We start from the raw sequence: 22962 nt of genomic DNA, 5'->3' as shown, positions 1-22962 counted from the left end.
CGCGCCCGCCTGTGGCTTAACGCCACACTTTCCTTGCCCCACGCCCGTTTGCCCCACACGGGTGAGCCAGCCTCCTGCCTCAATACAGACGTGAGAACCCCTGGCGTCAGCGCGAGTCCGTCTCAGTCAGCGTTGCCCTGACATGCGGCAGGCTCTGCGGGTAGTTCTGCTGAATAAATTCGATCATTTTTTCCCGCACGTAGCAGCGCAAATCCCAGGCGGTGGGCGAATTTTGTGCCGTCATTAATAATCTGATTGTCATGGTTTTTTCAGAGGTGTCGGTGACCTGAAGCACCTGGGTTTGCTGATCCCAGAGTTTGGTTTCACTGAGCACTTTCTCGAAATGCTGGCGCAGCGGCTCAAGCGGCAGGGAGTAATCCACATACAGAAACACCGAGCCCAGGATTTGCGCGTTGTTGCGCGTCCAGTTCTGGAAGGCGTTTTCCGTGAAATAGGTAATCGGCAGCACCAGCCGACGGAGATCCCAGATACGCACGACCACATACGTCAGATTGATCTCCTCTATCCAGCCCCACTCTTTTTCCACCACAACAGCGTCATCAATTTTGATCGGCTGGGTAAAGGCAATCTGAATACCGGCAAACAGGTTAACCAGCGACTTTTGCAGCGCAAAACCGATGATGATGCCTGCGACGCCCGCACCGGCCAGGATGGTCGTGCCGAATTTACGCACGCCGGGAAAGCTGAGCAAAATCATCGACAGACTCAGCGAGACCAGGATCACGATGGCCACTTTTTTCACATAAATTAACTGCGTGCGAATCTTACGGGCACGCAGATTGTTCGACAGATTGATATCGTAGCGAATGAAAAGCATATCCTGCGCCACATTGGTCAACCGAATCAAAATGGAACAAATCGATAAAATGATAAAGATATTGGCGGTGGAGGTGATAAACGCCACGGTTTCAGGACGCAGATCGATGTAGTTAATGCCGATATTGATCAACACCAAGGGGATAAACAGAAACAGCGAACCGCGCAGGTGCTTTTCCAGTGATTTGAACAGTTTTCGGTCCCGGTTCTGCCAGAAGCGGATGAACCTGAGAAAAATAAACCGGGCCAGAAAGCCCACGATAAATGAAAGCGTGACGAGCAATACAGCAGGTATCCATGTTGGCGCACCCGATAACTCCCCAATAAGTAATGGCATCATTTCCCCTTATAGTCCGTCAGCAACCTGAGTTGTCGGATAAGTCACTAAAATCAGTAACCGTTGTGTTCCCGGTTATCTACGAATGAAGTCATTGCGCACATTAGTTTATGAAATTTTTTAACAATTGACTGACCTGTCGCTAAAAAAGCCCTGCCAGCATGCATACGGCCTGAGACAGGCCGAATGCAATTTACTGTTATTTATAGCATTTTTATTCTTTCGTGAAGCAGCGGATCGCCGTTCTGTGTGGGGATGTTTATGTCAGCGCAAGCCCTGACAGCCGACGGCCAGGCAGGCATACGCGACTGCCGCCGTTGACAGTACCGCGCCAGGATGCGCGGTGCGGCTGGCAAAACGGGAGAAGAAATCTGTCCCGCTGTGCCGTCGGTGTTGCGGAAAAGGCACCGGTGGGCGGTATCGCTGAGAGGTCGTCCCCCTGCCTGACGAATGGCGCAGCCAACCCTTTAGTATGCCGGAAGAGATCGGTCTTAAAGAGAGCGAGTCCAGCCTTAGAGTCCCAGGCTGGCGAGCAAATCGTCCACGTCATCCTGCGAGGCTGACGGGCTCTCTGATGGCTGTGCAGCAGCCGGTGGACTGGCCACTTTGGCCACAGGCTGTGCGGGCACGTTATCCCTCAGCACCTGAACCAGGTGGACTTCCAGCTCGTTCAGCATTTTCGTCATGCGCTGGATAATCTGGCCCGTCAGGTCCTGGAAACCCTGAGCCATCATCACCGCCTGAAGTTGCTGACGGGTGAAACCGGTTAACTGCGGCACTGTGCCAAGCCATGTGCGCGTTTCTTCCGCCAGCGCCCGTGCCGCGCCCTCGTTTTCCGGTGTGATAGCCGTGCTGTTCCAGCGCGCCAGCAGACTTTCCGCCGTATCCTGTAGCGTTGTCTGCGCAGGCTGTGTCAGCTCCACGCAGCCCAGTACCTCACTGGCCGCATTTTCGGTCATGGTCACCACATAGCCCAGACGCGCGCGGGCATCCGGGATCCCGCCCGCGACCTCGGACAGGGTTTGATCGTAGCCCAGTTCACGTAGGCTGTTACGTAAATTACGCAGCATAAAACCTGCACGAATGATCAGTGTGCGCGTATCATCCGCAGATAAAGACAGTTTAAGTTCAGACATCGAAACGCCCTCCGTTCAGAGTTGTGATTAGATTATCGGCAGGCGCGGCCTGAAAATTAATTGCTGTGGTCATTATCTTTATGGCGCAGCGGATAAAGGACGTTGGGAGGCGGATTTACAGCGGAGACTGAGGCGCTTGTTGCACGGCCTGCCGGTTAAAACAGGCCGTACTGCTCACTATTTTTTCAGTAAGCGTGGCAGTTGATTATCCAGCTCCAGCAGGCAGGCATCCATCATCTTTTGCGTCACCTGCGTGACTTTGGCGTAATGGTTGGCCGTCCAGTCATTCAGCGGTGCGGTGACATGCGCGGGTTCACATTCCGCAACCACATAGGGACTCAGGATCGTGCCGCCTTCCGGACGTTTATAAAACAGGACCCGATACGTTAAATCGTAGTTACTGTTGCCGGACGACATATCGGTGTACACCAGCGACCATTTTGAGGCAGCAATGAACAAGGGTTGTGTGTAAGCATAACCCCCGCCATTTTTATTCAGCCATTGCTGGATTTTGACGTCGGCTTTGGGCGTGAAATACGCGGCGGTGGGTTCCGGCATGCTGTCAATATCACTGCCCTTGTAGTTATTCTTATCAAATGAACCCGTGCTGATGCCGCTCCCCAGCACGGCACTCAGTACCGCTATTCCCATTCCTGTCCCGGCTCGGGCCGGCGTGACCTGGCGCAGTTTAACATCCGCGTAGGTATTATTATTCATATCGGTAGGTGCGAAAATCGTGTTGACGGTTAGTGAACTGCCGTTCTCCGCCTTGATCAAATGCGTATTTTTATTCTCCGCACATCCCGTCAGAAAGAGTAAAGCCAGCGTGCCCGTAACGAAAATTTTGTTCATCATGAATGCCATTCCCTTTATTCAGTCGCCCTAAATCGTTATTTTTTATGCAGTTATAATGATCACACTGCATTTATCTATAACGGGTATTCATGAAAAACCTTTAGGTATTTTTTATTACCTTTTTTGACGCCCCGTAACCGGCTGTGTCGCTGCCAGCGCCAGGGAAAGACGGAAAGATAATGCAGCCTGTTGTGGCGCGGGCCCGGTTATCTGGCAGGATGCGCCTGGTCTGTCGCGCCCTGTCGTGATGTCTGTTCCCGCCTGCAACAAGGCGGTGAACAGCGTGTCACGCCCGGAGCTTACTGGCGCGGTGCCCGCAACCGTGCTGATCTGGTCAGATCCCCGCAGTGAACTGATGACGTTCGGCCTGCCGGTAAGCACGCCAGCGATCACCGCGCTGGCTATTAGCCGTTAGCCGCTGTGACCGGCATTAACTAACGCAGCGTGCGCGGGCTTGTCCTGCGCCTGGCGTGATTCGCCTACGGGTGGAAAATGGGTTACTATCCGCGCCCGCTTCCCTTTGAGGCTGCCTGATGTCTGCCCTGTTCGACGATTTTATTGCGCCGCCCTGCCATGAGGCGATCGCGATCCTCTATGAGGACGCGCACCTGCTGCTGATTAACAAACCCAGCGGGCTGCTGAGCCTGTCCGGCAGGCACCCGAAAAATCAGGACTCGGTCCATTTCCGGCTGGCAGCGCGCTTTCCCGGTTGTACCCTGGTTCACCGGCTGGATTTCGGCACCTCCGGGCTGATGGTCATTGCCCGTAATAAGGCGATCAATGCCGCCCTGTGCGCGCAGTTCAGTCAGCGAAGCGTCAGCAAAGTTTATACCGCGCTACTTTGCGGCCACGTTGAACATGATGAGGGAAGAGTGGATGCGCCGATTGCGAAGCAGTTTCCGTTGATGGCGATTTGCGCACGCACCGGCAAACCAGCGCGCTCGCGCTATCAGGTGTTGGCGCGTTTTACGTATGTCCCAGATGACGGGCCGTCTCTGCCGGTCACGCGAGTGCAGTTACGTCCTGAAACCGGCCGCACTCACCAGCTGCGTATTCACTGTAAGCACCTGGGGCACCCTATTTTAGGCTGTGAGTGGTATGGCGGTCTGCCGCCGCACAGCGCACGACCACCCAGACTGATGCTGCATGCCAGCGAGCTGCATTTTACCCATCCTGTCAGCGGAGACGCGATTCAGGCTCGTCATGACAGTCCGTTTTAGGGGGAAAACGCCACGCGGTTATTCTGCGCCCCCGCGACCAGGCGGAGGCGCTCTGAAGCGGCTGATGTCGCGTGGATTACCACATCAAATCGTCTGGCACTTTGAAATCGGCATAAGGATCGTCCTCTTCCTGCGCGTCCTGACTGAGTGCGCTGTTTAAGACAATGCTGTCGGGATCGCGCTGCGCGATCTTATCCGCGACGCTGGCCGGAATAATCGCGTAGTGCGGCTCGTCGCTGTTTTCTGCCATCAGACGGGCAATGGCCAGGCGACCGTTAATCAGTTGGGTCTGCACAGATTTATCGACCATGATTTTTTTAATCAGGTTGTTATCCGTGAAGTTAAAACCGATCTCACCTTTTGCCACGACGATTCTGTTCATTTCAATTAACTGCTTCACCTGCGCTTTATACTCTTTCGCCAGCACCGCTTGTTTACGCTTTTCGCTGAGCTGCCTGTCCCGCTCGATCTGCGCTTTTTTGTTTTCTTCTACGGCTTCTCGCGCTTCGCGCGCCTGCACGCGTGATTTTTTCGCGGTTCTCTGGACCTTGTCCATTTTTTTACTGGTTACCAGTCCCGCTTTTAATAACTGCTCCTGAAGAGTGAGTTTTGTCATTGTCGTCTCTGCATCGGTGAAATTAGGGTGTAGAAGTGAGCCTGAAGCGTTACCGCCCCGCCTTTTTGCGTCGGCAGACAGGCGGAAAGCGCGAGGTCAGGTGCGGATCTGCGGCGCGTGGCAGGCGGCGCGTCGTCATAACGGCGCTGCTGGCGGCGCATGACATCGCTCCGTGGGCATCGCCTTGTCGGCCAGGCCGTCGTCCCAGCGGCGTTATCAGGCATCAGACTTTGAGCATTTTGACGGTAGCGTCAATATCAATCTCATCTTCCGTGAAGATTAAGGTTGCGCCCTGAAAGGTCGTGATCGCCAGTTTTTTCAGGGTGCGCATCGCTTTCGTCTTTTGCGCTGATTTGGGTCGGATATTATTCATCAGTATTCCCACCGACAGCACCGTGTTTTCTTTATCAATCCCTGCATCTGCCGGAACGTCTTCACTGAAAACAACGTAAGATTTAATCGCGGTAAGTTTGATGCGCTCACCCGCAATATAAATGTATTTACTCTCCGGCAGGACTTTCACCGCAAACGCTGACAGCCCTTTATTATTCGTCGTAGGTTCGAACGTGACCGAGGCATCTTTTTTAATCAGGTCAGGATTGGCAACTTTGATGACATGAAAATAACGGTTATCGCCGTTTTCATCTTTAATAAAACCAAAGCCTTTATCCTGAAACCAAGTAGTAATTGTACCGTTCATCGCCATTGTCGCCTGTTTAATCGTTTATCACCTTAATTTTTGCAGCGCGCAGTGTAAAACACAATGCCCGTACGCACTACGTTTTTGGGCATCATTACGTCCGATCCCGCCGTTTCAGCCTGCCCCGTCAGTGAGGATCTTCCCCACCACCCGGGCCGATGCCGTAAAGCGGCCGCAATTGAGCAAAAACCCCTTCTTTGTCGCGGTAATAAGAAATTATGTGTTTGCGTCGCGCGATATACTTCTTTCATCCACATGAAAGAGGTTAAGCAAATGATTTTCAGGCCAAAATTTATCAGCTTTGATTGCTATGGCACGCTAATCAATTTCGAAATGGGCCCGACGGCAAAGGGCATTTATGCCGATCGGGTCAGCGAAGCGCACATGGCGACTTTCCTGGCGCATTTTCGTTTCTACCGGCTTGATGAGGTGCTGGGTGCCTGGAAACCATTTTACCAGGTGATTGAAAATGCGCTTCAGCGCGCCTGTCATGCCCATGGCGTCGTCTATCGGGAAAGCGATGCGCAGACGCTTTATGCTGCCGTGGCCAGCTGGCAACCTCATCCGCATGTGGTTGAGACGCTGACGACGATAGCACAGCATATTCCGTTAGTTATTTTATCCAATTCCATGATCGACCTGATTCCGCACAGCGTTACCCGTCTCGGCGCGCCCTTTCATGCGGTGTATACCGCCGAAGAAGCCCAGGCCTACAAGCCGCGTGCCCGAATTTTTGAGTATATGTTCGACCAACTGGGCTGCGGCCCCGAACAGATGATGCACTGCTCATCCAGTTTTCGTTATGACCTGATGACAGCGTGCGATCTGGGCTTTATGGCCAGGGCGTTTATCGATCGCGGTCATGAGCCGGCCATTGACGGTTACGGTGTGAACCGCCTGACCGACTTCCGCCAGCTTCCCGGCCTGCTGGGCCTGTGATCTCCTCAACGGCAGGGAAACATCATGTCTGAAACTGAGACACATCAGGCTGTCGCCCTGAATACCGCCGCGCCTGCGCTGTCGTTATCTGCCGTACAGGCGTTAGTGGCAGAGCGGTACGGTATGACGGATACCGTTGTGCAGCCCCTGGCAAGCGAACGCGACCAGAACTGCTGCATTGAAACCCCGACCGGTACGCGTTTTGTCCTGAAAATCAGTAATCCCGCCGAAGCGAAGGCGATTGTCGATTTCCAGATCGCCGCGCTTGAGCATATCGCCGAGGTGGCACCGGCTCTGCCCATACCGCGCGTCGTGCGCACATCAGCGGGCAAGAAATGTGACATTGTCACGTTACCAGCAGGGAGCACCACGCTGGTTCGTATGCTGAGCTGGCTGGAGGGCACTCAGGTCAGGGATACCCAACCTACCCCCGCACAGCGTCGGGCCATGGCGTGCTGTCTGGGCCGGCTGGATTTGGCGTTGCAGGATTTTTCACATCCGGCCGCCCGCCACGATCTGCTGTGGAATGTTTCCGCCGCGCATCGCCTGATGGACAAACTGGAGGCAGTCATCGATCCGGCACGGCGTCGCCTCGCAGAAAAATTTATGATGCGCTTCACCACCCAGGTATTGCCGCGTCTTGGCTCGCTGCGGGCGCAGGTGATCCATAACGATTATCACCTGTATAACGTGCTGGTTGCGCCAGACGCACAGGCTCGTCTCACCGGCATCATTGACTTTGGCGACATGATCTATGCACCGCTGGTAGGCGAAGTGGCCACTGCCGCGGCCTTTCAGATGACCGGCTGTGACGATCCCTTCGCAGGGGCTGCACAGTTCGTCGGTGCCTACCACAAAACCCTGCCGCTCACCGATCTGGAACAGGCTATTGTCACCGACCTGATGGCGACGCGTCATCTGATTACTGTCCTGATTACCGAATGGCGCGCGGCCCGCTATCCACATAACCGCGCTTACATCATGCGTCACAATCCTGCCGCCTGGGAGGCGCTGTCGATGCTGGCAGACCTGTCCCGCGACACGGCACGTGATCGCCTGCTGGCCGAACTCTGATACGGGAGACTTCCATGAAAAGCACCACCGACCTGAATATGGTTAATGCCTATATCCCCGGGCAGGCCGATGTTGACCCGGTGACCGCGGCGATGATTGACCGCCGCGATGCGTTGCTGGGCCCGGCCTATCGCCTGATGTATGAACATCCTCTGCACATCGTGCGCGGTGAGGGTGCCTGGCTGTTCGATCCCGAAGGGCGCCGCTATCTGGATGTGTATAACAACGTGACCTCGCTGGGGCACTGCCATCCGGCGGTGACGGACGCCATCTGCAATCAGGTCAAAACGCTGGCCACCAACACGCGCTATTTGCATGACACGATTCTGACCCTGGCTGAGCGCCTGCTGGCGACGGTACCTGAAACCCACCTGGCTCACCTGATGCTGACCTGCACGGGCAGTGAAGCCAACGATCTGGCCTTTCGTATTGCCAAAATCCGGACCGGTGGCACCGGAATTATTGTGACCGAAACCGCTTATCATGGCATTACGGACGCCGTCTCACAGTTCTCACCCTCGCTGGGCAAAAGCGTCGATCTGGGGCCGCATGTTCGGCTGGTCCCTGCCCCGCGCGCCTATCACGCCGACGGTGTCGATCTGAGCGAACGTTTTACCCAGGATGTGGAAATGGCCATTGCCGATCTGCAACGTCACGGCATTCAGCCTGCCGCGTTGATCGTGGATTCACTCTTTACCAGCGACGGGATCCTGCCCGGACCGACCGGCTTCCTGCACGGCGCGGTGAACGCCATCCGGCAGGCTGGCGGCCTGTTTATCGCCGATGAAGTCCAGCCCGGCTTTGGCCGCACGGGCGAAAACATGTGGGGTTTTCAACGTCACGGACTCAGACCGGATATCGTGACGCTGGGCAAACCCATGGGCAACGGTCAGCCTGTTGCCGGTTTACTGGCCACAGCCGACGTGCTGGCGGAGTTTGGGCAGCGCTCCCGCTACTTCAATACCTTTGCCGGTAATACTGTTTCCTGCGCGGCGGCCCTGGCGGTGCTGGATACCATTGAGCAAGAGGGACTGATTGCGCATGCGCGTGAAACCGGGAACAGGCTGCTGGAAGGCATTCGCGGCCTGAGCCACCGGCACGAAGCCATCGGCGATGTCCGGGGGGCGGGCCTGTTTGTCGGCGTGGAACTGGTTTCTGATCGGCAGAGCCGCGCAGCCGACCGCTGGCTGACCAGTCAGGTGGTGAACCGGATGCGGCAAAAAGGCGTATTGCTGAGTGCCTGCGCCATGGGCCATAACGTATTGAAGATCCGTCCTCCTCTGGTGTTGACGGCCGAACAGGCGGAAATAATAATCGACGTGCTCGACCAGGCGTTGACGGACGCCACCGCAGCACGCATGGGCCATTCAACCTGAGAGAATACGCCATCTATGTCACATGCCAGGCTCCCTGACCGCACCGATATCCGGATACTTGAGCATCTGCAACGCGAGGGGCGCTGTTCGATTGTCGAACTGGCTGAGGCAATAAACCTCAGCCCCAGTCCCTGTCTGGCGCGAACCCGCCGTCTGGAGCAGAGCGGCATTATTGCCGGTTATGCCGCCCGGATTTCACTGAATAAACTGGGCTGCAATCTGGTGGTGTTCTCCGAGATCACCCTGGCGAGTCATTACCCTGCTGATTTCCTGCGGTTTGAAACCGGTGCCCGTCAGTATCGGGAGATTGTCGAGTGCTACAACATTAGCGGCGGCTACGATTATCTGTTGAAAATCATCGCCCCCAACCTTTACCGGTTTCAGGATTTAATGGCGCGGCTGCTGGACGACGAAATCGGCATTGCCAAATTCGCCAGCCGCGTGGTGCTCAGGCACCCCTGGCCGTGGCGGGAAGAACCGTTGAGCGAAATTGCCAACGGAAACTGCAGCTGGGAATAGGCAAGTAACGGGCCTGTGCACGGGGACGGGCGTTACCTGAGACATCAACCGTTGAACCGCCTTTCCGTCTGTTTCGTTGCGGTGTGGGTCCGCGCCCTGTCCGGCCGTTTTGCGCCCGCTACCGCTGCTGTCTGGCGGCCATATCGACACAGATACGTTTTTTCCTCACCCGACGGGTTACGCCCTTTCTGAACCTGGCAGTTTACGCCTGTCACGGCTTTTAGCGGTCTCGTTCTGACGATGTGCCGCACGAGGCCATAAGACAACCACTCAGCCGTGCTTTATTTAACAAATTATTCACATGGGTAAATGTTACTCAACGTGAATATTTCACCTAAAGCCTTTGTCGCATAATGCCGATACCACGACTGGCGATAGTTAACCTTACAAAATTTTATACCGATCACCTTCCGACCTTTACGTAAAACATTTTCGCATCAGCTCGCCCATCGGGCTCGTTCATGCCGGGGCCTGACACTATGGAATGCATATGAACAACATCAGAATTGGAATACGGCTTGGGGCCGCCTTCGGCTTTATGGCGCTGCTGGTTATTTTTATGGTCCTGATCGGCGTGATAAAAATTAACTCACTCGGCAACGCCAATGATGAGATCTCGGGCGCGCTCTACAGCAAATCCTCCTCGTCTGCTGCGTTGCGCTATTACACCTCTGATATGAGCCGTCTGGCACGAAATGCCATTCTTCTTAAAGACGTGACGAAAAGAGAGAAAGCCATAAGTGATTACCGTGGGGAACGTCATGAAGTGGATACGCTGATCGCGCAGATGGGCAATCAGGTCAGCACGTCTCAGGGCAAAGCGATTTTTGACCAACTGAACGCCCGCTCAGCCCTGTTCCTGCCTTTTATCGATGAGGTTGTCGCGCTGGCTCAGCAGGGAAAAAGTGATGAGGCGACGCAGCTGCTTTTTGGCCCCCGTTACCAGACGCAGGGTGACTTCATGGCGTCGCTGAAAGAGATGCAGACGTTTCAGGAAGCGCGCATGAAATACGCGGCCGACAAATCGGGGGAAGATCGCGCCGATGCGCTGATGATACTCATTATTGCCGGGATTGTTGCGCTGCTGTTGGCCGCCATATCCGCCGCGATTATCACCCGCAGTATTACACGTCCACTGAAAGAAGCGGTTGAGGCCGCCTATCGCGTGTCCCACGGCGATCTGAGTGGTGTGGTCGTAGCCACGGGTAAAGATGAAACGGGCAAACTGTTGTCCGCCATCCGCGAAATGCAGGATTCGCTAATCAATACGGTCAGCCTGGTCAGGAAAAACGCGGAGAGTGTTGCCTCGGCCAGCACACAGATTGCTCAGGGTAATGCAGAGCTTTCACAACGTACCGAAGAACAGGCCAGCTCGCTGGAACAGACCGCCGCAACGATGACGCAGTTGGGTATGACGGTCAAAAATAACGTCGACAATGCCCGTCAGGCGGGGCAACTGGCGGTCAGTGTGCGGGAAGTGGCCAATAAAGGCAGTGACGCGACAGAGGCGATCACCGGCACCATGAAATCCATCAGCGACAGCTCCGGCCGTATCGCTGAAATTACCGCCGTTATCGACGGGATCGCTTTCCAGACCAATATCCTTGCGCTTAATGCCGCGGTGGAAGCCGCCCGTGCAGGCGAGCACGGCAAAGGCTTTGCGGTCGTCGCCAGTGAAGTGCGATCGCTGGCACAGCGCAGCGCCACCGCAGCCGGTGAAATTCGCCAGCTGATCGCGGCAAACGCCCAAAGCGTAGGCCAGGGAAATGAACTGGTCGTTCACGCGTCTGAAACCATGTCAGGCATTCTGTCTGCTGTGGGCAAACTGACAGATACGGTAGAAGAGATTACCACTGCCAGTGCCGAACAGGCGCGTGGCATTGAGCAAGTGGGCACCGCCGTGACGGAAATGGACAGCACCACACAGCAGAATGCGTCACTGGTGGAAGAATCCGCATCTGCCGCATCCAGTCTGAAAGAACAGGCCGACATGCTGTTACAGGCCGTTTCCGTGTTCAGCCTGGGTTCTCCGGCGACCACGGTGGCGACGGCCGGTGTCGCGCCCACGGTCATGTCTCCACGCCAGACGAAGGCGGTTACCACGAAGGCGGACAATGCCGACGACGGCTGGACGAGCTTTTAATAACCTTACCGCGTCGGGTACCGGCGCGGCGGTTTCAAAGACAGAGCCCGGCGGCCGTGCGGGCTTATTCCCCCTGTGCCCGAGCCCTCATCGTTGATGCTCGCGTCTGAGATGACGGTAAGGTTGCCGCAGGTTCGTCGCGTCCGTCTTCCCTGCCCGACACCGACAAAAGCGGCGCCGCAGCGCCGCTTTCTCATGCACCTGCCTGACGTCAACTCAGCCGCTTCACCGGTGCATTCTGCTGCCTGTCCCACATTACGGTGAGTAACCGTTGCAGGGCGATAAAGGCAAACAGCAGGATGCCAATGGCGATTTTGGTCCACCAGGAACTGAGCGTGCCGTCGAAGTTAATCCAGGTCTGAATCAGCCCCTGAATCAGGACGCCAAATAACGTGCCGAGAAGGGTCCCTACACCACCGGACAGCAGGGTTCCCCCGATGACGACAGAGGCGATGGCATCCAGCTCAACGCCCAGCCCGGCCAGCGCATAACCCGCAGAGGTGTAGATGGAAAACACAATGCCCGCCAGCGTGGCTAAGGTAGTCGACAACATGTAGATTTTGACGGTTGTGGCGCGGGTTGAAATGCCCATCAGCTGCGCCGAGGTCACATTGCCCCCGATGGCGTACACCTGATTGCCAAACCGGGTGCGGTGCGCCAGAATCATTCCGCCTACAACCACCAGCAACATGATCAGCGCCAGCAAACTGAGCCGCCCGCCGCCCGGCACTTTCCAGGCCAGGCCGGAAAGCGTGGCGTACAGCGGATGATCAATCGGAATGGAGTTTTCGGAGACCAGATAGCTGCATCCACGCAGGAAAAACATGCCCGCCAACGTAATAATAAACGCAGGGATTTTGAGTGCGTCGATTAGCCAGCCCATCATCGCACCAAACAGCGCCCCCATGCAGAGGACCAGGGCAAAGGCCACCAGCGGATTAAGGTGATAATCGCCGATGACTTTGGCCAGGAATACGCCAGAAAACGCGATGACGGCCCCCACAGACAGATCGATGCCGCCCGACAGAATCACAAAGGTCATGCCCACCGCGATAATGCCCAGAAACGCGTTATCCGTCAGAATATTACAGATGACCCGCGTCGAGGCAAAACCGGGAAACTGGCTCAGGCAAAACAGATAGCCGAGTACAAACACCAGCAGCGTAATCATTAAAGGCAGATGACGTTTAATCATGATGCACGTCTCCGTTTAAACATCGCAATAAAGCGCGGGGATTGCAGCAGCAGTACACACATCACCACCACCGCCTTCACCACCTGATTAAGTTCCGGCGGAAAGCCCGACAGTAAAATACCGGTATTCATCGCCTGAATAATCAGTGCCCCTATCAGCGACAGCAGAATGTTAAATCGCCCGCCCATCAGCGAGGCACCGCCAATCACCACAGCCAGAATGGCGTCCAGCTCCAGCCACAGCCCCGCGTTGTTCGCATCGGCCCCGCGAATATCGGCCGCCACAATCAGCCCCGCCACCGCTGCGCAGATTCCGCTGATGGCATAGGTGGACATCACAACCAGCCAGCCATTCACGCCCGCATTACGCGCAGCGCGCAGGTTGATCCCGACGGCTTCGATAAACAACCCAAGGGCCGTTTTACGCACCAGCAGCCAGACCAGCAGCGCGACCGCAATCGTGATCCAGACAGGCACCGGCAACAGCCAGAGCGCGCCGTTGCCGAACCAGCCCAGGCTGTCGTTGTTAAACGTCACGATCTGTCCCTGCGTAATTAACTGGGCGATGCCGCGCCCGGCCACCATCAAAATCAGCGTCGCCACAAATGGCTGTATGCGTAACAACGCAACCAGAATGCCGTTCCACAGCCCGCAGGCCAGCCCGCTGGCCACCGTGACCAGAATAATAAACGGCACGCTGTGGCCCGCCACGGTCAGCGTGGCGGCCGTCGCGCCGGCAATCGCCATAACGGCACCGACCGATAAATCGATCCCACCTGTGGCAATCACTAAGGTCATGCCGACGGCCAGTAAGGCTACCGGCGCAGCCCGGTTGAGGATATCAATCGGGCTGCCAAACAGCCGGCCATCCTGTAAATGGATGGCGAAGAAATTCGTTGCAACCAGGCTGTCGACCAACAGCACCAGCAACAGCGCGATAAGTTGCGGCATGCCTGGCGGCAGCCTGAACGTGCGACGTGTCGCCCGGGTCGGGGTAACCGGTGATTCAAGCATGCTGCGTACCTCCATCAGCAATGGCGTTAACGATTGCCGCCACAGAAAGTGCCTCGAGGGGGATTTCTGCTACCTGTTTCAGATCGCGCATAATGATGACGCGATCGGCATAGCCCACCAGTTCTTCCAGCTCCGAGGAAATGACCAGTAGCGCCAGCCCATCGGCACATAACGATTCAATTAAGCGGATAATTTCGGCATGTGCGCCCACGTCAATGCCGCGCGTGGGTTCATCCAGAATCAGGAACTGCGGTTTTGTCACCAGCCAGCGAGACAACAGCACCTTTTGCTGGTTTCCGCCCGACAACAGCTCGACGGGCTGCTCCGCATGCGGTGTGCGAATGCCCAGGCTTTTGATAAAACGCTCGGCAATCGCCTGCTGCTCGCGTTTCTTGATCGGACGCAGCCAGCCGCGCTGCGCCTGTAACGCCAGAATGATGTTCTCGCGGACAGAAGCCGCCCCGATAATTCCGTCGGTTTTTCGGTCTTCCGGACAAAAGCCCATCCCGAGACGGGAAGCCTGCGCGGGCGTTCGGATCGATTCAACCCTGCCTTTGATTTTTGCCGTGCCGCGATCGGCGCGGCGAATGCCAAACAGCACCTCTGCGGTTTCGGTCCGCCCCGAACCCAGCAAGCCTGCCAGCCCGACCACTTCACCGGGCCGGACCTGAAGCGTGAAGGGTTCGATCGTGCCCTTCTTACCATAATCTTCGAATGACACGACCGGCTGGTTGCTCTTCAGCGTACTGCCCTGACGCTGCAGCGCGGTCGCCATCAGTTCCCGGCCAATCATCAGTTTGACCAGCTCAATTTGCGGCAGCGTAGCGGTGTCGTGCGTGGCAATAAACTTGCCGTTGCGCAGAACGGTAATGCGATCGGTAATGCGGTAAACCTGGTCCAGAAAATGGGTGACGAAGATCAGGCTCATCCCGCGATGTTTTAACTCTGTCATCAGGGTGAACAGCATTTCCACTTCGCTCGCATCCAGACTGGCGGTGGGTTCATCGAGGATTAATACCTGGGCGGAGAGATCCACCGCCCGGCAGATCGAAATAATCTGCTGCATCGCGACGGAGTAATGACCAAGCGGCCGCGTGACGTCCAGTGCAAAACCGTATTTGCGCATCAGGGCATCCGCCTCGCGCACCATGCGCTTACGATCAATCATGCCGAACCGACGCGGCTCGCGCCCAATGTACAGATTATCGGCCACCGACATATTCGGCAGCATATTCACTTCCTGGTAGACCGTGCCGATACCGATTTTCTGTGCTTCAGCAGTACTGCGCGGCGAAATGGCCTGACCGTTTAACGTAATCGTGCCGCTGTCGCGGGTGTACACGCCGGTCAGCACTTTGATCAGGGTTGATTTGCCTGCGCCGTTCTCACCTAACAGCGCCATGATTTCGCCTTTGCGCAGGCTGAAAGAGACATCGTCCAGCGCTTTCACGCCGGGAAAACCTTTACTGACGCCGTTGATGGCTAAAAGAGGTGATTCATTGTGTGTCGTCATGCTGTCAACTCCGCCCTACATCAAAGAAGACCGCCCCGAAGGGCGGCCTGCGGCTTAGTAACCCATGTTCTTTTTCTTGTCTAACTCGGCCTGCGCGTCAGCAGGTAAAAAGAGTTTTGATTCGGTTCTGATAATTTTGGGTGGCAGGGTGCCGTCTTTTTTGAATTTTTCCAGCGCGTCAAAGGCCGGGCCGGCCATATCTGGCGTCAGCTCGACGTTAGCGTTGGCTTCCCCGGCCAGCATCGCTTTGTAGATATCCGGCACACCATCGATCGATCCGGTCAGAATATCTTTGCCCGGTTTCAGACCGGCTTCTTTGATCGCCTGAATGGCCCCGATGGCCATATCGTCGTTATGGGCATAAACCATGCAGATATTTTTGCCGTTGTTCTCGGCCTTGATGAAACTTTCCATGACTTCTTTCCCTTTACTGCGGGTAAAGTCGCCAGACTGAGAGCGAATCACTTTAATATTCGGGTGACCACTGATCGCTTCAGCAAAGCCTTTTTTACGATCGATGGCGACGCTCGCGCCGACCGTGCCTTGCAGCTCTACGACATTACATTTTTTATCGCCGACGGTTTTTACCAGCCAGTCACCAATCAGCTTGCCTTCCAGAACGTTATCGGCGGTGACAACGGCCTGATACAGCGAGTTATCTTTTACGACGATGGCGCGGTCCAGCAGGTATACCGGGATTTTGGCATCCTTGGCTTCTTCTAATACCGGCTCCCAGCCCGTCTGCACAACAGGCGCAATAAAAATGGCGTCCACGCCCTGCGCGATAAAGGAGCGCACGGCTTTAATCTGATTCTCTTGTTTCTGTTGACCATCGGCGATCTTTAAATTAATGCCGCGTTTTTTGGCTTCGCTTTTTGCGACATTGGTTTCAGCCGAACGCCAGCCGGATTCTGAGCCTACCTGTGAGAATCCCACTGTCATTTCCGCCGCTAACACTGAGCCACTTAATGCGGCGCTGGCCATTGTCGTCAGGAGTAAACGTTTCCACATAGTTTTTCTTCCTCTGAAGGGCGTTTGCTGTACAGGGTAAAGTGCCTGTGTAGCCTGACGTAAAAAAGGGCAGATTAGGGCGACACGCCTCACAAAACTGAGCGATTTAAAGGGGTTACGTTGATTAACGGAATACTCTCAGCGCGGGCTTATGGACAAAACGCCTGTGTCTTTTTTCAACTTACGTTAAATAAATGTAATAAACAGAATCGCTTAAGTGTGACACTGCTGAAAACGATTACAGCCAGGCGTACAGAATGAGCCATCCCGTTTTCAGCCCCGGGAAAAGTCTGTTTTGTGATTTCCAGCACACACAGAAATCCCCTGTCTCCGGCATGAAACGATTCCGCTGACCGCACTGGCCTGAGGTTTATCCTGGTTATTTTGTTATCCGGCCCTGAATCGCAGTTATACACAATCGATTCGTACATAAAAGCAGATAAAAAGTGACTTGTGACTGAGAAATGATTCTTTTAGGTTGGAACTGGATGCACCGCTTTACAGCAACAGGATTATGGCGACGATCCAAAACCTGATAAAATTCACCTTTAGCGAGCTATGCCCCACGTTTGTCTGATTTTTGCTTTTTTTCATCCGCGGAACTGGACAGCGTTAAGCGGCTCCCTATACTTGGCCTTCTTTCTTATTGATTCGTTATGACAAAAATGACTGCGCACGATTACCTGTTAAAATTTCGCAAAGTGAATAACCTTGAAAGTCTTGAAAAACTGTATGACCATCTGAATTATTCGCTGTCGGACGACAAAGACATTATCAATATGTACCGGGCAGCCGACCATCGTCGTGCTGAACTCGCATCGGGTGGCCGCTTGTTCGACCTGGGCTGCATACCAAAGTCAGTCTGGCGCTACGTGGTGTAATCCCGCGCATCTCCCCTGTTCCCGCCCTCCTGTTTTCACTGTTGGTTTGCGTCTGTCTTAACATGCTATTCTGACCCGCTGACGACGTTGAAACAGGATGAACCGCAATGACGACCCCGATGACAGCCCCACGTATTGGCGGCTGGCTTTTACTGCCACTGGCATGGTTGCTGATGACGCTGCTGACCACCGCGCTGGTGATGGCCATGTATCTGACGCCACTGTTTGATGCGCAATGGCGCGAAACCTTGTTTAACCACCGTTCGCTGGTGACGGGCTATTGGGCCATTTCATTATTGACCGCCACCGCATTGTGGGCTTACAGCATGTGGGTTGTGTGGATGTTCTTTAAACGTTCGCACCGTCTGCCGCGTCACTATATCGTGTGGTTGCTGATCACCGTTTTGCTGGCGCTGAAAACCTTTGCCTTTACGCCGGTGTCTGATGCACGCGCGTTGCAGACTTTGCTACTCTCACTGGCCGCCGCCGCCGTTTTTGTTCCCTATTTCAAACGTTCCGCGCGGGTAAAAGCGACATTTACTCAGCGATAACGCTGCTGTTTTCGTCAAGAGTTTAATTCTGAGTGCGGTTGGCGGCTGACAATAATGCGATGGAGTTGTGATGCAGCGCTTTATCAATGATAATAAGCCGCTTTCTGGTATTCAGGCGAAAAAATGACCGATTATCTTCTCCTTTTTGTTGGCACAGTGCTGGTGAACAACTTCGTGTTGGTGAAGTTTCTCGGCCTTTGCCCGTTTATGGGCGTTTCCAAAAAGCTGGAAACGGCCATTGGCATGGGCCTCGCCACCACGTTTGTGATTACGCTGGCCTCTATTTGCGCGTGGCTGGTGAATCACCTCATTCTGGTTCCGCTGGACTTAGTGTATCTGCGGACCATGGCTTATATCCTGGTGATCGCGGTTGTCGTTCAGTTCACCGAAATGGTGGTGCGCAAAACCAGCCCATCGCTGTATCGCCTGCTGGGTATTTTCCTGCCGTTGATCACGACAAACTGTGCGGTACTGGGCGTCCCCCTGTTGAGCGTTAACCTCAATCACACCTTTCTTCAGGCGGCGCTGTATGGATTCAGCGCCTCGCTGGGCTTCTCGCTGGTGATGGTGTTATTTGCCGGGATGCGTGAGCGTCTGGTTCTGGCGAATGTCCCGGCCCCCTTCAAAGGGAATTCTATTGCGTTGATCACCGCGGGGCTGATGGCACTGGCCTTTATGGGCTTTACAGGTCTGGTGAAATTCTGATGAGTGCAATTTGGATAGCGGTGGCGGTACTGAGCGCCCTGAGCCTGGTCTTTGGTGCCCTGCTGGGTTACGCGTCACGCCGCTTTGAAGTCGAAGAAGATCCCATTGTTGAGCAGATTGACGCCGTGCTGCCGCAGAGCCAGTGCGGTCAGTGTGGTTACCCCGGCTGTCGCCCCTATGCTGACGCCGTGGGCAACAATGGCGAAGCCATTAACAAATGCGCGCCCGGTGGTGAGCAGACCATGCTTAAACTGGCCGCCCTGCTCAATGTTGAGCCACAACCGATCGATGGCGATGACGAGGCCAAAGCGCCCGTGCGTACCGTCGCGTGGATTGACGAAGAAAACTGTATTGGCTGCACAAAGTGCATTCAGGCCTGCCCGGTTGATGCCATCGTCGGTGCCACGCGCGCCATGCATACCGTGCTGAGCGATGTCTGCACCGGCTGCGATCTGTGTGTTGCCCCCTGTCCTACCGACTGCATTGAAATGCGTCCGGTTGCCACCACCACGGCCAACTGGAAGTGGGATCTGAATACCATTCCTGTTCGGGTGATCCCGGTAGAGAGTCATGCTTAATCTGCTTAATTTCTTTAAAAAAGAGAAGATCTGGGATTTTCAGGGCGGGATTCATCCGCCTGAAATGAAAACCCAGTCCAACGGCACGCCGCTCGCTGAATTGCCGCTGCCGCACCGGTTTATCATTCCCCTGAAGCAACATATTGGCCACGAAGGCGAAATTTGCGTTTCCCCTGGCGATAAGGTGCTGCGCGGCCAGCCGCTTACGTTTGGACAGGGCAGAATGCTGCCTGTACATGCGCCCACCTCGGGCGTCATTGACGCTATCGCTCAGCACATGACAGCGCACCCGTCTGGCCTGTCAGAGCTGTGTATTTTTCTGACGCCTGACGGTGACGATCGCTGGATGCCGCTCTCCCCGCTTCCGGACTACCGTCAGCATGAACGCAGCGCCATTCTTAAACGCATACATGATGCCGGCATCGCCGGTCTGGGCGGCGCGGGCTTCCCGACGGCCACCAAACTGAAAGGCGGCCTGCAGGGCGTCAACACGCTGATCATTAACGCGGCTGAGTGCGAACCTTACATCACCGCTGACGATCGTCTGATGCAGGACTGCGCCGCCGAGGTGCTGGAAGGATGCCGCATTCTGGCCTGGGTGCTTCAGGCGGAGCGCGTGCTGATTGGTATCGAAGATAACAAACCCGAGGCTATCGCCGCCCTGAAGCAGGCATTGGGTGGTGAGCGGGATTTACAGATCCGCGTTATCCCGACGAAATATCCGTCCGGCGGCGCTAAGCAGCTGACCAAAATACTCACCGGCATGGAAGTGCCGCATGGTGGTCGTTCTACGGATATTGGCGTGCTGATGCAAAACGTCGGTACGGCATGGGCCGTGAAGCGCGCCATTATCAATGGCGAACCGATCACCGAGCGCGTGGTGACACTCACCGGTGAAGCCATCGCGCAACCCCGGAACGTGTGGAGCCGCTTAGGGACGCCAATCAGCCACCTGTTGCACCAGGTCGGTTTTCACCCTTCACCAGGACAAATGGTCATTATGGGCGGCCCGCTGATGGGCTTTACCCTGCCGTCGCTGGATGTGCCGGTCGTGAAGATCACCAACTGTATTCTGGCCCCGTCCGGCACTGAGATGGGCAACACGCAACAGGAACAGTCCTGCATTCGTTGCTCTGCCTGTGCTGACGCCTGTCCGGCCAATCTGCTGCCACAGCAGCTGTACTGGTATAGCCAGGGGGGCGATCACGATAAAGCCCGTGCCCATCACATTGATGACTGCATTGAATGTGGTGCGTGCGCCTACGTCTGCCCGAGTAACATTCCGCTGGTGCAGTACTATCGCCAGGAAAAAGCTGAGCTGCGCGCCATCGACCTGGAAGCCAAACGCACGCTGGAAGCGAAAGCGCGTTTTGAGGCACGCCAGGCACGACTGGAGCGGGAAAAGCAGGCGCGTGAAGCACGTCATGCTGAAGCCAAACAGCGCGTAGCCCGCAGCGAAAGCGGAGAACTGGCTGCGGCAAAAGCCCGCGCCAGAGCGAAACAATCTGCTGAGAATGAAGATGCCGCTGCCGAAGCACGTCATGCGCAGGCCCGGTTACGACAGGCTGAGGTACAGGCGGAAACCCAGGCGCTGAGTCGTCAGACGACCGATCCACGCAAGGCTGCGGTTGAAGCGGCGATTGCGCGTGCCAGAGCGAAGAAACCGGTGACGCCTGACAGTGCGGACACGACTGAAACGGCGGTGGCGGATCCACGCAAAGCCGCGGTGACCGCCGCCATCGAACGTGCCAAAGCGAAGAAAGCCGCCCAGGCGGCTGACGCTGAGACGGCCGACACCGCATCCGACGATCCGCGTAAAGCCGCGGTGACCGCCGCCGTCGAACGTGCCAAAGCGAAGAAAGCCGCCCAGGCGGCGGCTGAGGCTGCCGACACCGCATCCGACGATCCGCGCAAAGCCGCGGTAGCCGCTGCCGTCGAACGTGCCAAAGCGAAGAAAGCCGCCCAGGCGGCTGACGCTGAGACTGCCGACACCGCATCTGAAGATCCGCGCAAAGCCGCGGTGGCCGCTGCCGTCGAACGTGCCAAAGCGAAGAAAGCCGCCCAGGCGGTGGCTGAGGCTGCCGACACCGCATCCGACGATCCGCGTAAAGCCGCGGTGGCCGCTGCCGTCGAACGTGCCAAAGCGAAGAAAGCCGCCCAGGCGGTGGCTGACGCTGAGGCTGCCGACACCGCATCCGACGATCCGCGTAAAGCCGCGGTGGCCGCTGCCGTCGAACGTGCCAAAGCGAAGAAAGCCGCTCAGGCGGCGGCTGACGCTGAGGCTGCCGACACCGCATCTGAAGATCCACGTAAAGCTGCGGTAGCCGCCGCCATTGAACGTGCCAAAGCGGAGAAAGCCGCCCAGGCGGCGGCTGACGCTGAGGCTGCCGACACCGCATCTGAAGATCCACGTAAAGCTGCGGTAGCCGCCGCCATTGAACGTGCCAAAGCGAAAAAGCGCGCTGCCGCGCAGGCGCAGGCAGAAGACGCGTCCCGTGAGGCGGCTGTCGCGGCGGCCGAAGCGCACAGGGACGTTGAGCAGGCAGAGAGGGCGCAGGAGCAGGCTAATCATGCCAATGCCGAAGCCGAAGAGGCACCTGAACTCGATCACCCCGCCGATGCGCGTAAAGCCGCGATTGCGGCGGCTGTCGCCCGTGCCAAAGCGCGTAAAGCGCAATCGACATTGACACCTGAGGATTAAATGGCGTTCCGTATCGCAAGTTCACCTTATACTCATAACCGCCGCAGTACCGGCAACATCATGATGCTGGTTATCCTGGCGGCGCTGCCTGGTTTTGCCGCGCAGTGCTACTTTTTTGGCGTGGGAACCTTATTGCAGGTTGTGTTGGCCTCGCTGACAGCGTTGCTGACAGAAGCGGCTATCCTGCGCCTGCGTAACACACCGGTCGCCCCTCAGCTGGCCGACAACTCCGCCCTGCTGACGGCAATTCTGCTGGGGATCAGCATCCCGTCTCTGGCCCCCTGGTGGTTAGTGGTGGTCGGTACGGTATTTGCGATTGTTATTGCCAAACAGTTGTACGGTGGCCTGGGACAAAACCCCTTCAACCCGGCCATGGTCGGCTATGTCGTTCTTCTGATCTCATTTCCGGTTCAGATGACCAGCTGGATGCCGCCAGAAGCCTTACAGGTGATTAAACCCGGCGTGCTGGACTCGCTGAGCATGATCTTTACGGGTCATACCCTGGCGGGCGATACGTTACAGCAACTGCAGTTGGGCGTAGACGGTGTCAGCCAGGCCACACCGCTGGATACCTTTAAAACCGGCTTGCGCGCAGGCCACAGTGCAGAGCAACTGTTAGCCCAGCCCATTTACAGCGGCGTTCTGGCCGGTCTGGGCTGGCAATGGGTCAACGTGGGTTACCTGCTTGGCGGGGTATTCCTGCTGTGGAAAAACACCATTCGCTGGCATATTCCGGCCGCGATGTTGCTGTCGCTGACCGTCTGCGCCACGCTTGGTTGGTTACTGGCTCCCGCCTCGCTGAACAGTCCGCTGCTTCATCTGTTTTCCGGGGCGACGATGCTGGGCGCATTTTTTATCGCCACCGATCCGGTTACCGCCTCCACCACTGACCGTGGCCGTCTGATTTATGGTGCCCTGATTGGTCTGCTGGTATGGCTCATTCGGAGTTTTGGCGGTTATCCGGACGGCGTTGCTTTCGCCGTTCTGCTGGCTAATATATGCGTACCGCTGATTGACTATTACACGCAGCCGCGCGTTTACGGTCATCAAAAGGATTAAATG

Annotated in this window: 22 protein-coding genes; 13 read left to right on the top strand and 9 right to left on the bottom strand. The window is 56.1% G+C overall.

The window, feature by feature from the left end:
* Positions 1–106: 106 nt before the first annotated feature.
* The 3 genes from C1N64_RS12175 to C1N64_RS12165 all read right to left on the bottom strand — a co-directional run bounded on the left by C1N64_RS12175 (position 107) and on the right by C1N64_RS12165 (position 3162).
* Positions 107–1174: a mechanosensitive ion channel family protein gene (locus C1N64_RS12175; RefSeq protein ID WP_033741268.1), complete on the bottom strand. Its 1068-nt coding sequence runs from the start codon at positions 1172–1174 to the stop codon at positions 107–109.
* Positions 1175–1686: 512 nt separating this feature from the next.
* Entirely contained in the window at positions 1687–2310 is a 624-nt protein-coding gene (locus tag C1N64_RS12170; protein ID WP_033741267.1) for a protein phosphatase CheZ, read from the bottom strand.
* Positions 2311–2487: 177 nt separating this feature from the next.
* The gene (locus tag C1N64_RS12165) at positions 2488–3162 is read right to left on the bottom strand and encodes a hypothetical protein (protein ID WP_241492903.1); all 675 of its coding nucleotides are present in this window, start codon (positions 3160–3162) and stop codon (positions 2488–2490) included.
* 286 nt (positions 3163–3448) lie between these two features.
* On the opposite strand from C1N64_RS12165, the gene C1N64_RS12160 reads away from it, so the two are divergent.
* Both C1N64_RS12160 and C1N64_RS12155 read left to right on the top strand, forming a co-directional pair.
* Positions 3449–3580, top strand: coding sequence for a hypothetical protein (locus tag C1N64_RS12160; protein WP_263758101.1), 132 nt, complete (start codon positions 3449–3451; stop codon positions 3578–3580).
* 118 nt (positions 3581–3698) lie between these two features.
* Positions 3699–4385 carry an RluA family pseudouridine synthase gene (locus C1N64_RS12155; RefSeq protein ID WP_367143076.1) on the top strand — a complete coding sequence of 229 codons (687 nt, stop codon included), beginning with the start codon at positions 3699–3701 and terminating at the stop codon, positions 4383–4385.
* A 76-nt stretch (positions 4386–4461) separates the two neighbouring features.
* On the opposite strand, the gene C1N64_RS12150 is transcribed toward C1N64_RS12155, so the two are convergent.
* Both C1N64_RS12150 and C1N64_RS12145 read right to left on the bottom strand, forming a co-directional pair.
* Positions 4462–5001: a DUF2058 domain-containing protein gene (locus tag C1N64_RS12150; RefSeq protein WP_367143077.1), complete on the bottom strand. Its 540-nt coding sequence runs from the start codon at positions 4999–5001 to the stop codon at positions 4462–4464.
* Between the two features lie 223 nt (positions 5002–5224).
* The gene (locus C1N64_RS12145) at positions 5225–5707 is read right to left on the bottom strand and encodes a cold-shock protein (RefSeq protein WP_033741260.1); all 483 of its coding nucleotides are present in this window, start codon (positions 5705–5707) and stop codon (positions 5225–5227) included.
* 267 nt (positions 5708–5974) lie between these two features.
* Between C1N64_RS12145 and C1N64_RS12140 the strand changes: the two genes are divergently transcribed.
* The 5 genes from C1N64_RS12140 (at position 5975) to C1N64_RS12120 (ending at position 11752) form a co-directional block, all read left to right on the top strand.
* Positions 5975–6640 carry a haloacid dehalogenase type II gene (locus C1N64_RS12140; protein WP_054633862.1) on the top strand — a complete coding sequence of 222 codons (666 nt, stop codon included), beginning with the start codon at positions 5975–5977 and terminating at the stop codon, positions 6638–6640.
* 24 nt (positions 6641–6664) lie between these two features.
* Entirely contained in the window at positions 6665–7714 is a 1050-nt protein-coding gene (locus C1N64_RS12135) for a phosphotransferase (protein ID WP_367143078.1), read from the top strand.
* Between the two features lie 14 nt (positions 7715–7728).
* Complete coding sequence (locus C1N64_RS12130) at positions 7729–9090, top strand: aspartate aminotransferase family protein (protein ID WP_058701983.1); 1362 nt, start codon at positions 7729–7731, stop codon at positions 9088–9090.
* 15 nt (positions 9091–9105) lie between these two features.
* Entirely contained in the window at positions 9106–9609 is a 504-nt protein-coding gene (locus tag C1N64_RS12125; protein ID WP_033741252.1) for an Lrp/AsnC family transcriptional regulator, read from the top strand.
* A 490-nt stretch (positions 9610–10099) separates the two neighbouring features.
* Positions 10100–11752, top strand: coding sequence for a methyl-accepting chemotaxis protein (locus C1N64_RS12120; RefSeq protein WP_054687795.1), 1653 nt, complete (start codon positions 10100–10102; stop codon positions 11750–11752).
* 211 nt (positions 11753–11963) lie between these two features.
* On the opposite strand, the gene yjfF is transcribed toward C1N64_RS12120, so the two are convergent.
* The 4 genes from yjfF to ytfQ are packed head-to-tail and all read right to left on the bottom strand — an operon-like array spanning position 11964 to position 16484.
* Positions 11964–12947, bottom strand: coding sequence for a galactofuranose ABC transporter, permease protein YjfF (yjfF, locus tag C1N64_RS12115; RefSeq protein WP_058709196.1), 984 nt, complete (start codon positions 12945–12947; stop codon positions 11964–11966).
* Entirely contained in the window at positions 12944–13960 is a 1017-nt protein-coding gene (gene ytfT, locus C1N64_RS12110) for a galactofuranose ABC transporter, ATP-binding protein YtfT (RefSeq protein ID WP_033741250.1), read from the bottom strand. Before ytfT ends, yjfF begins: the two co-directional genes overlap by 4 nt.
* Positions 13953–15473 (bottom strand): sugar ABC transporter ATP-binding protein, encoded by a 1521-nt coding sequence (locus C1N64_RS12105; RefSeq protein WP_367143079.1) that lies wholly within the window; start codon positions 15471–15473, stop codon positions 13953–13955. The genes ytfT and C1N64_RS12105 overlap by 8 nt, the downstream gene beginning before the upstream one ends.
* A 54-nt stretch (positions 15474–15527) precedes the next feature.
* The gene (ytfQ, locus tag C1N64_RS12100) at positions 15528–16484 is read right to left on the bottom strand and encodes a galactofuranose ABC transporter, galactofuranose-binding protein YtfQ (protein WP_394514832.1); all 957 of its coding nucleotides are present in this window, start codon (positions 16482–16484) and stop codon (positions 15528–15530) included.
* Between the two features lie 665 nt (positions 16485–17149).
* Between ytfQ and ydgT the strand changes: the two genes are divergently transcribed.
* The 6 genes from ydgT (at position 17150) to rsxD (ending at position 22959) form a co-directional block, all read left to right on the top strand.
* Complete coding sequence (ydgT, locus tag C1N64_RS12095; RefSeq protein WP_058701988.1) at positions 17150–17365, top strand: transcription modulator YdgT; 216 nt, start codon at positions 17150–17152, stop codon at positions 17363–17365.
* A 107-nt stretch (positions 17366–17472) separates the two neighbouring features.
* Positions 17473–17916 carry a DUF2569 domain-containing protein gene (locus C1N64_RS12090; RefSeq protein ID WP_033741245.1) on the top strand — a complete coding sequence of 148 codons (444 nt, stop codon included), beginning with the start codon at positions 17473–17475 and terminating at the stop codon, positions 17914–17916.
* Positions 17917–18039: 123 nt separating this feature from the next.
* Positions 18040–18621, top strand: a complete 582-nt coding sequence (rsxA, locus tag C1N64_RS12085; protein WP_013025663.1) for an electron transport complex subunit RsxA — start codon at positions 18040–18042, stop codon at positions 18619–18621.
* Positions 18621–19199 carry an electron transport complex subunit RsxB gene (gene rsxB / locus C1N64_RS12080; RefSeq protein WP_033741239.1) on the top strand — a complete coding sequence of 193 codons (579 nt, stop codon included), beginning with the start codon at positions 18621–18623 and terminating at the stop codon, positions 19197–19199. The genes rsxA and rsxB overlap by 1 nt, the downstream gene beginning before the upstream one ends.
* A complete protein-coding gene (gene rsxC / locus C1N64_RS12075) occupies positions 19192–21900 on the top strand; it encodes an electron transport complex subunit RsxC (protein ID WP_394514831.1) in 2709 nt (902 codons plus the stop codon). Before rsxB ends, rsxC begins: the two co-directional genes overlap by 8 nt.
* Positions 21901–22959 (top strand): electron transport complex subunit RsxD, encoded by a 1059-nt coding sequence (rsxD, locus tag C1N64_RS12070; RefSeq protein WP_394514830.1) that lies wholly within the window; start codon positions 21901–21903, stop codon positions 22957–22959.
* Positions 22960–22962 lie beyond the last annotated feature (3 nt).

This window comes from Pantoea sp. SGAir0215, from assembly GCF_043543215.1.
This window is presented reverse-complemented; position numbering and strand designations above follow the sequence as displayed.

Coding starts and splice junctions, on each gene's coding strand:
- rsxB (WP_033741239.1), top strand. CDS start 18,621: ATGAGTGCAATTTGGATAGCGGTGGCGGTACTGAGCGCCCTGAGCCTG.
- ydgT (WP_058701988.1), top strand. CDS start 17,150: ATGACTGCGCACGATTACCTGTTAAAATTTCGCAAAGTGAATAACCTT.
- C1N64_RS12170 (WP_033741267.1), bottom strand. CDS start 2,310: ATGTCTGAACTTAAACTGTCTTTATCTGCGGATGATACGCGCACACTG.
- C1N64_RS12090 (WP_033741245.1), top strand. CDS start 17,473: ATGACGACCCCGATGACAGCCCCACGTATTGGCGGCTGGCTTTTACTG.
- yjfF (WP_058709196.1), bottom strand. CDS start 12,947: ATGATTAAACGTCATCTGCCTTTAATGATTACGCTGCTGGTGTTTGTA.
- C1N64_RS12140 (WP_054633862.1), top strand. CDS start 5,975: ATGATTTTCAGGCCAAAATTTATCAGCTTTGATTGCTATGGCACGCTA.
- C1N64_RS12175 (WP_033741268.1), bottom strand. CDS start 1,174: ATGCCATTACTTATTGGGGAGTTATCGGGTGCGCCAACATGGATACCT.
- C1N64_RS12105 (WP_367143079.1), bottom strand. CDS start 15,473: ATGACGACACACAATGAATCACCTCTTTTAGCCATCAACGGCGTCAGT.
- rsxC (WP_394514831.1), top strand. CDS start 19,192: ATGCTTAATCTGCTTAATTTCTTTAAAAAAGAGAAGATCTGGGATTTT.
- ytfQ (WP_394514832.1), bottom strand. CDS start 16,484: ATGTGGAAACGTTTACTCCTGACGACAATGGCCAGCGCCGCATTAAGT.
- C1N64_RS12120 (WP_054687795.1), top strand. CDS start 10,100: ATGAACAACATCAGAATTGGAATACGGCTTGGGGCCGCCTTCGGCTTT.
- C1N64_RS12135 (WP_367143078.1), top strand. CDS start 6,665: ATGTCTGAAACTGAGACACATCAGGCTGTCGCCCTGAATACCGCCGCG.
- rsxA (WP_013025663.1), top strand. CDS start 18,040: ATGACCGATTATCTTCTCCTTTTTGTTGGCACAGTGCTGGTGAACAAC.
- C1N64_RS12145 (WP_033741260.1), bottom strand. CDS start 5,707: ATGGCGATGAACGGTACAATTACTACTTGGTTTCAGGATAAAGGCTTT.
- ytfT (WP_033741250.1), bottom strand. CDS start 13,960: ATGCTTGAATCACCGGTTACCCCGACCCGGGCGACACGTCGCACGTTC.
- C1N64_RS12155 (WP_367143076.1), top strand. CDS start 3,699: ATGTCTGCCCTGTTCGACGATTTTATTGCGCCGCCCTGCCATGAGGCG.
- C1N64_RS12125 (WP_033741252.1), top strand. CDS start 9,106: ATGTCACATGCCAGGCTCCCTGACCGCACCGATATCCGGATACTTGAG.
- rsxD (WP_394514830.1), top strand. CDS start 21,901: ATGGCGTTCCGTATCGCAAGTTCACCTTATACTCATAACCGCCGCAGT.
- C1N64_RS12130 (WP_058701983.1), top strand. CDS start 7,729: ATGAAAAGCACCACCGACCTGAATATGGTTAATGCCTATATCCCCGGG.
- C1N64_RS12150 (WP_367143077.1), bottom strand. CDS start 5,001: ATGACAAAACTCACTCTTCAGGAGCAGTTATTAAAAGCGGGACTGGTA.
- C1N64_RS12165 (WP_241492903.1), bottom strand. CDS start 3,162: ATGAACAAAATTTTCGTTACGGGCACGCTGGCTTTACTCTTTCTGACG.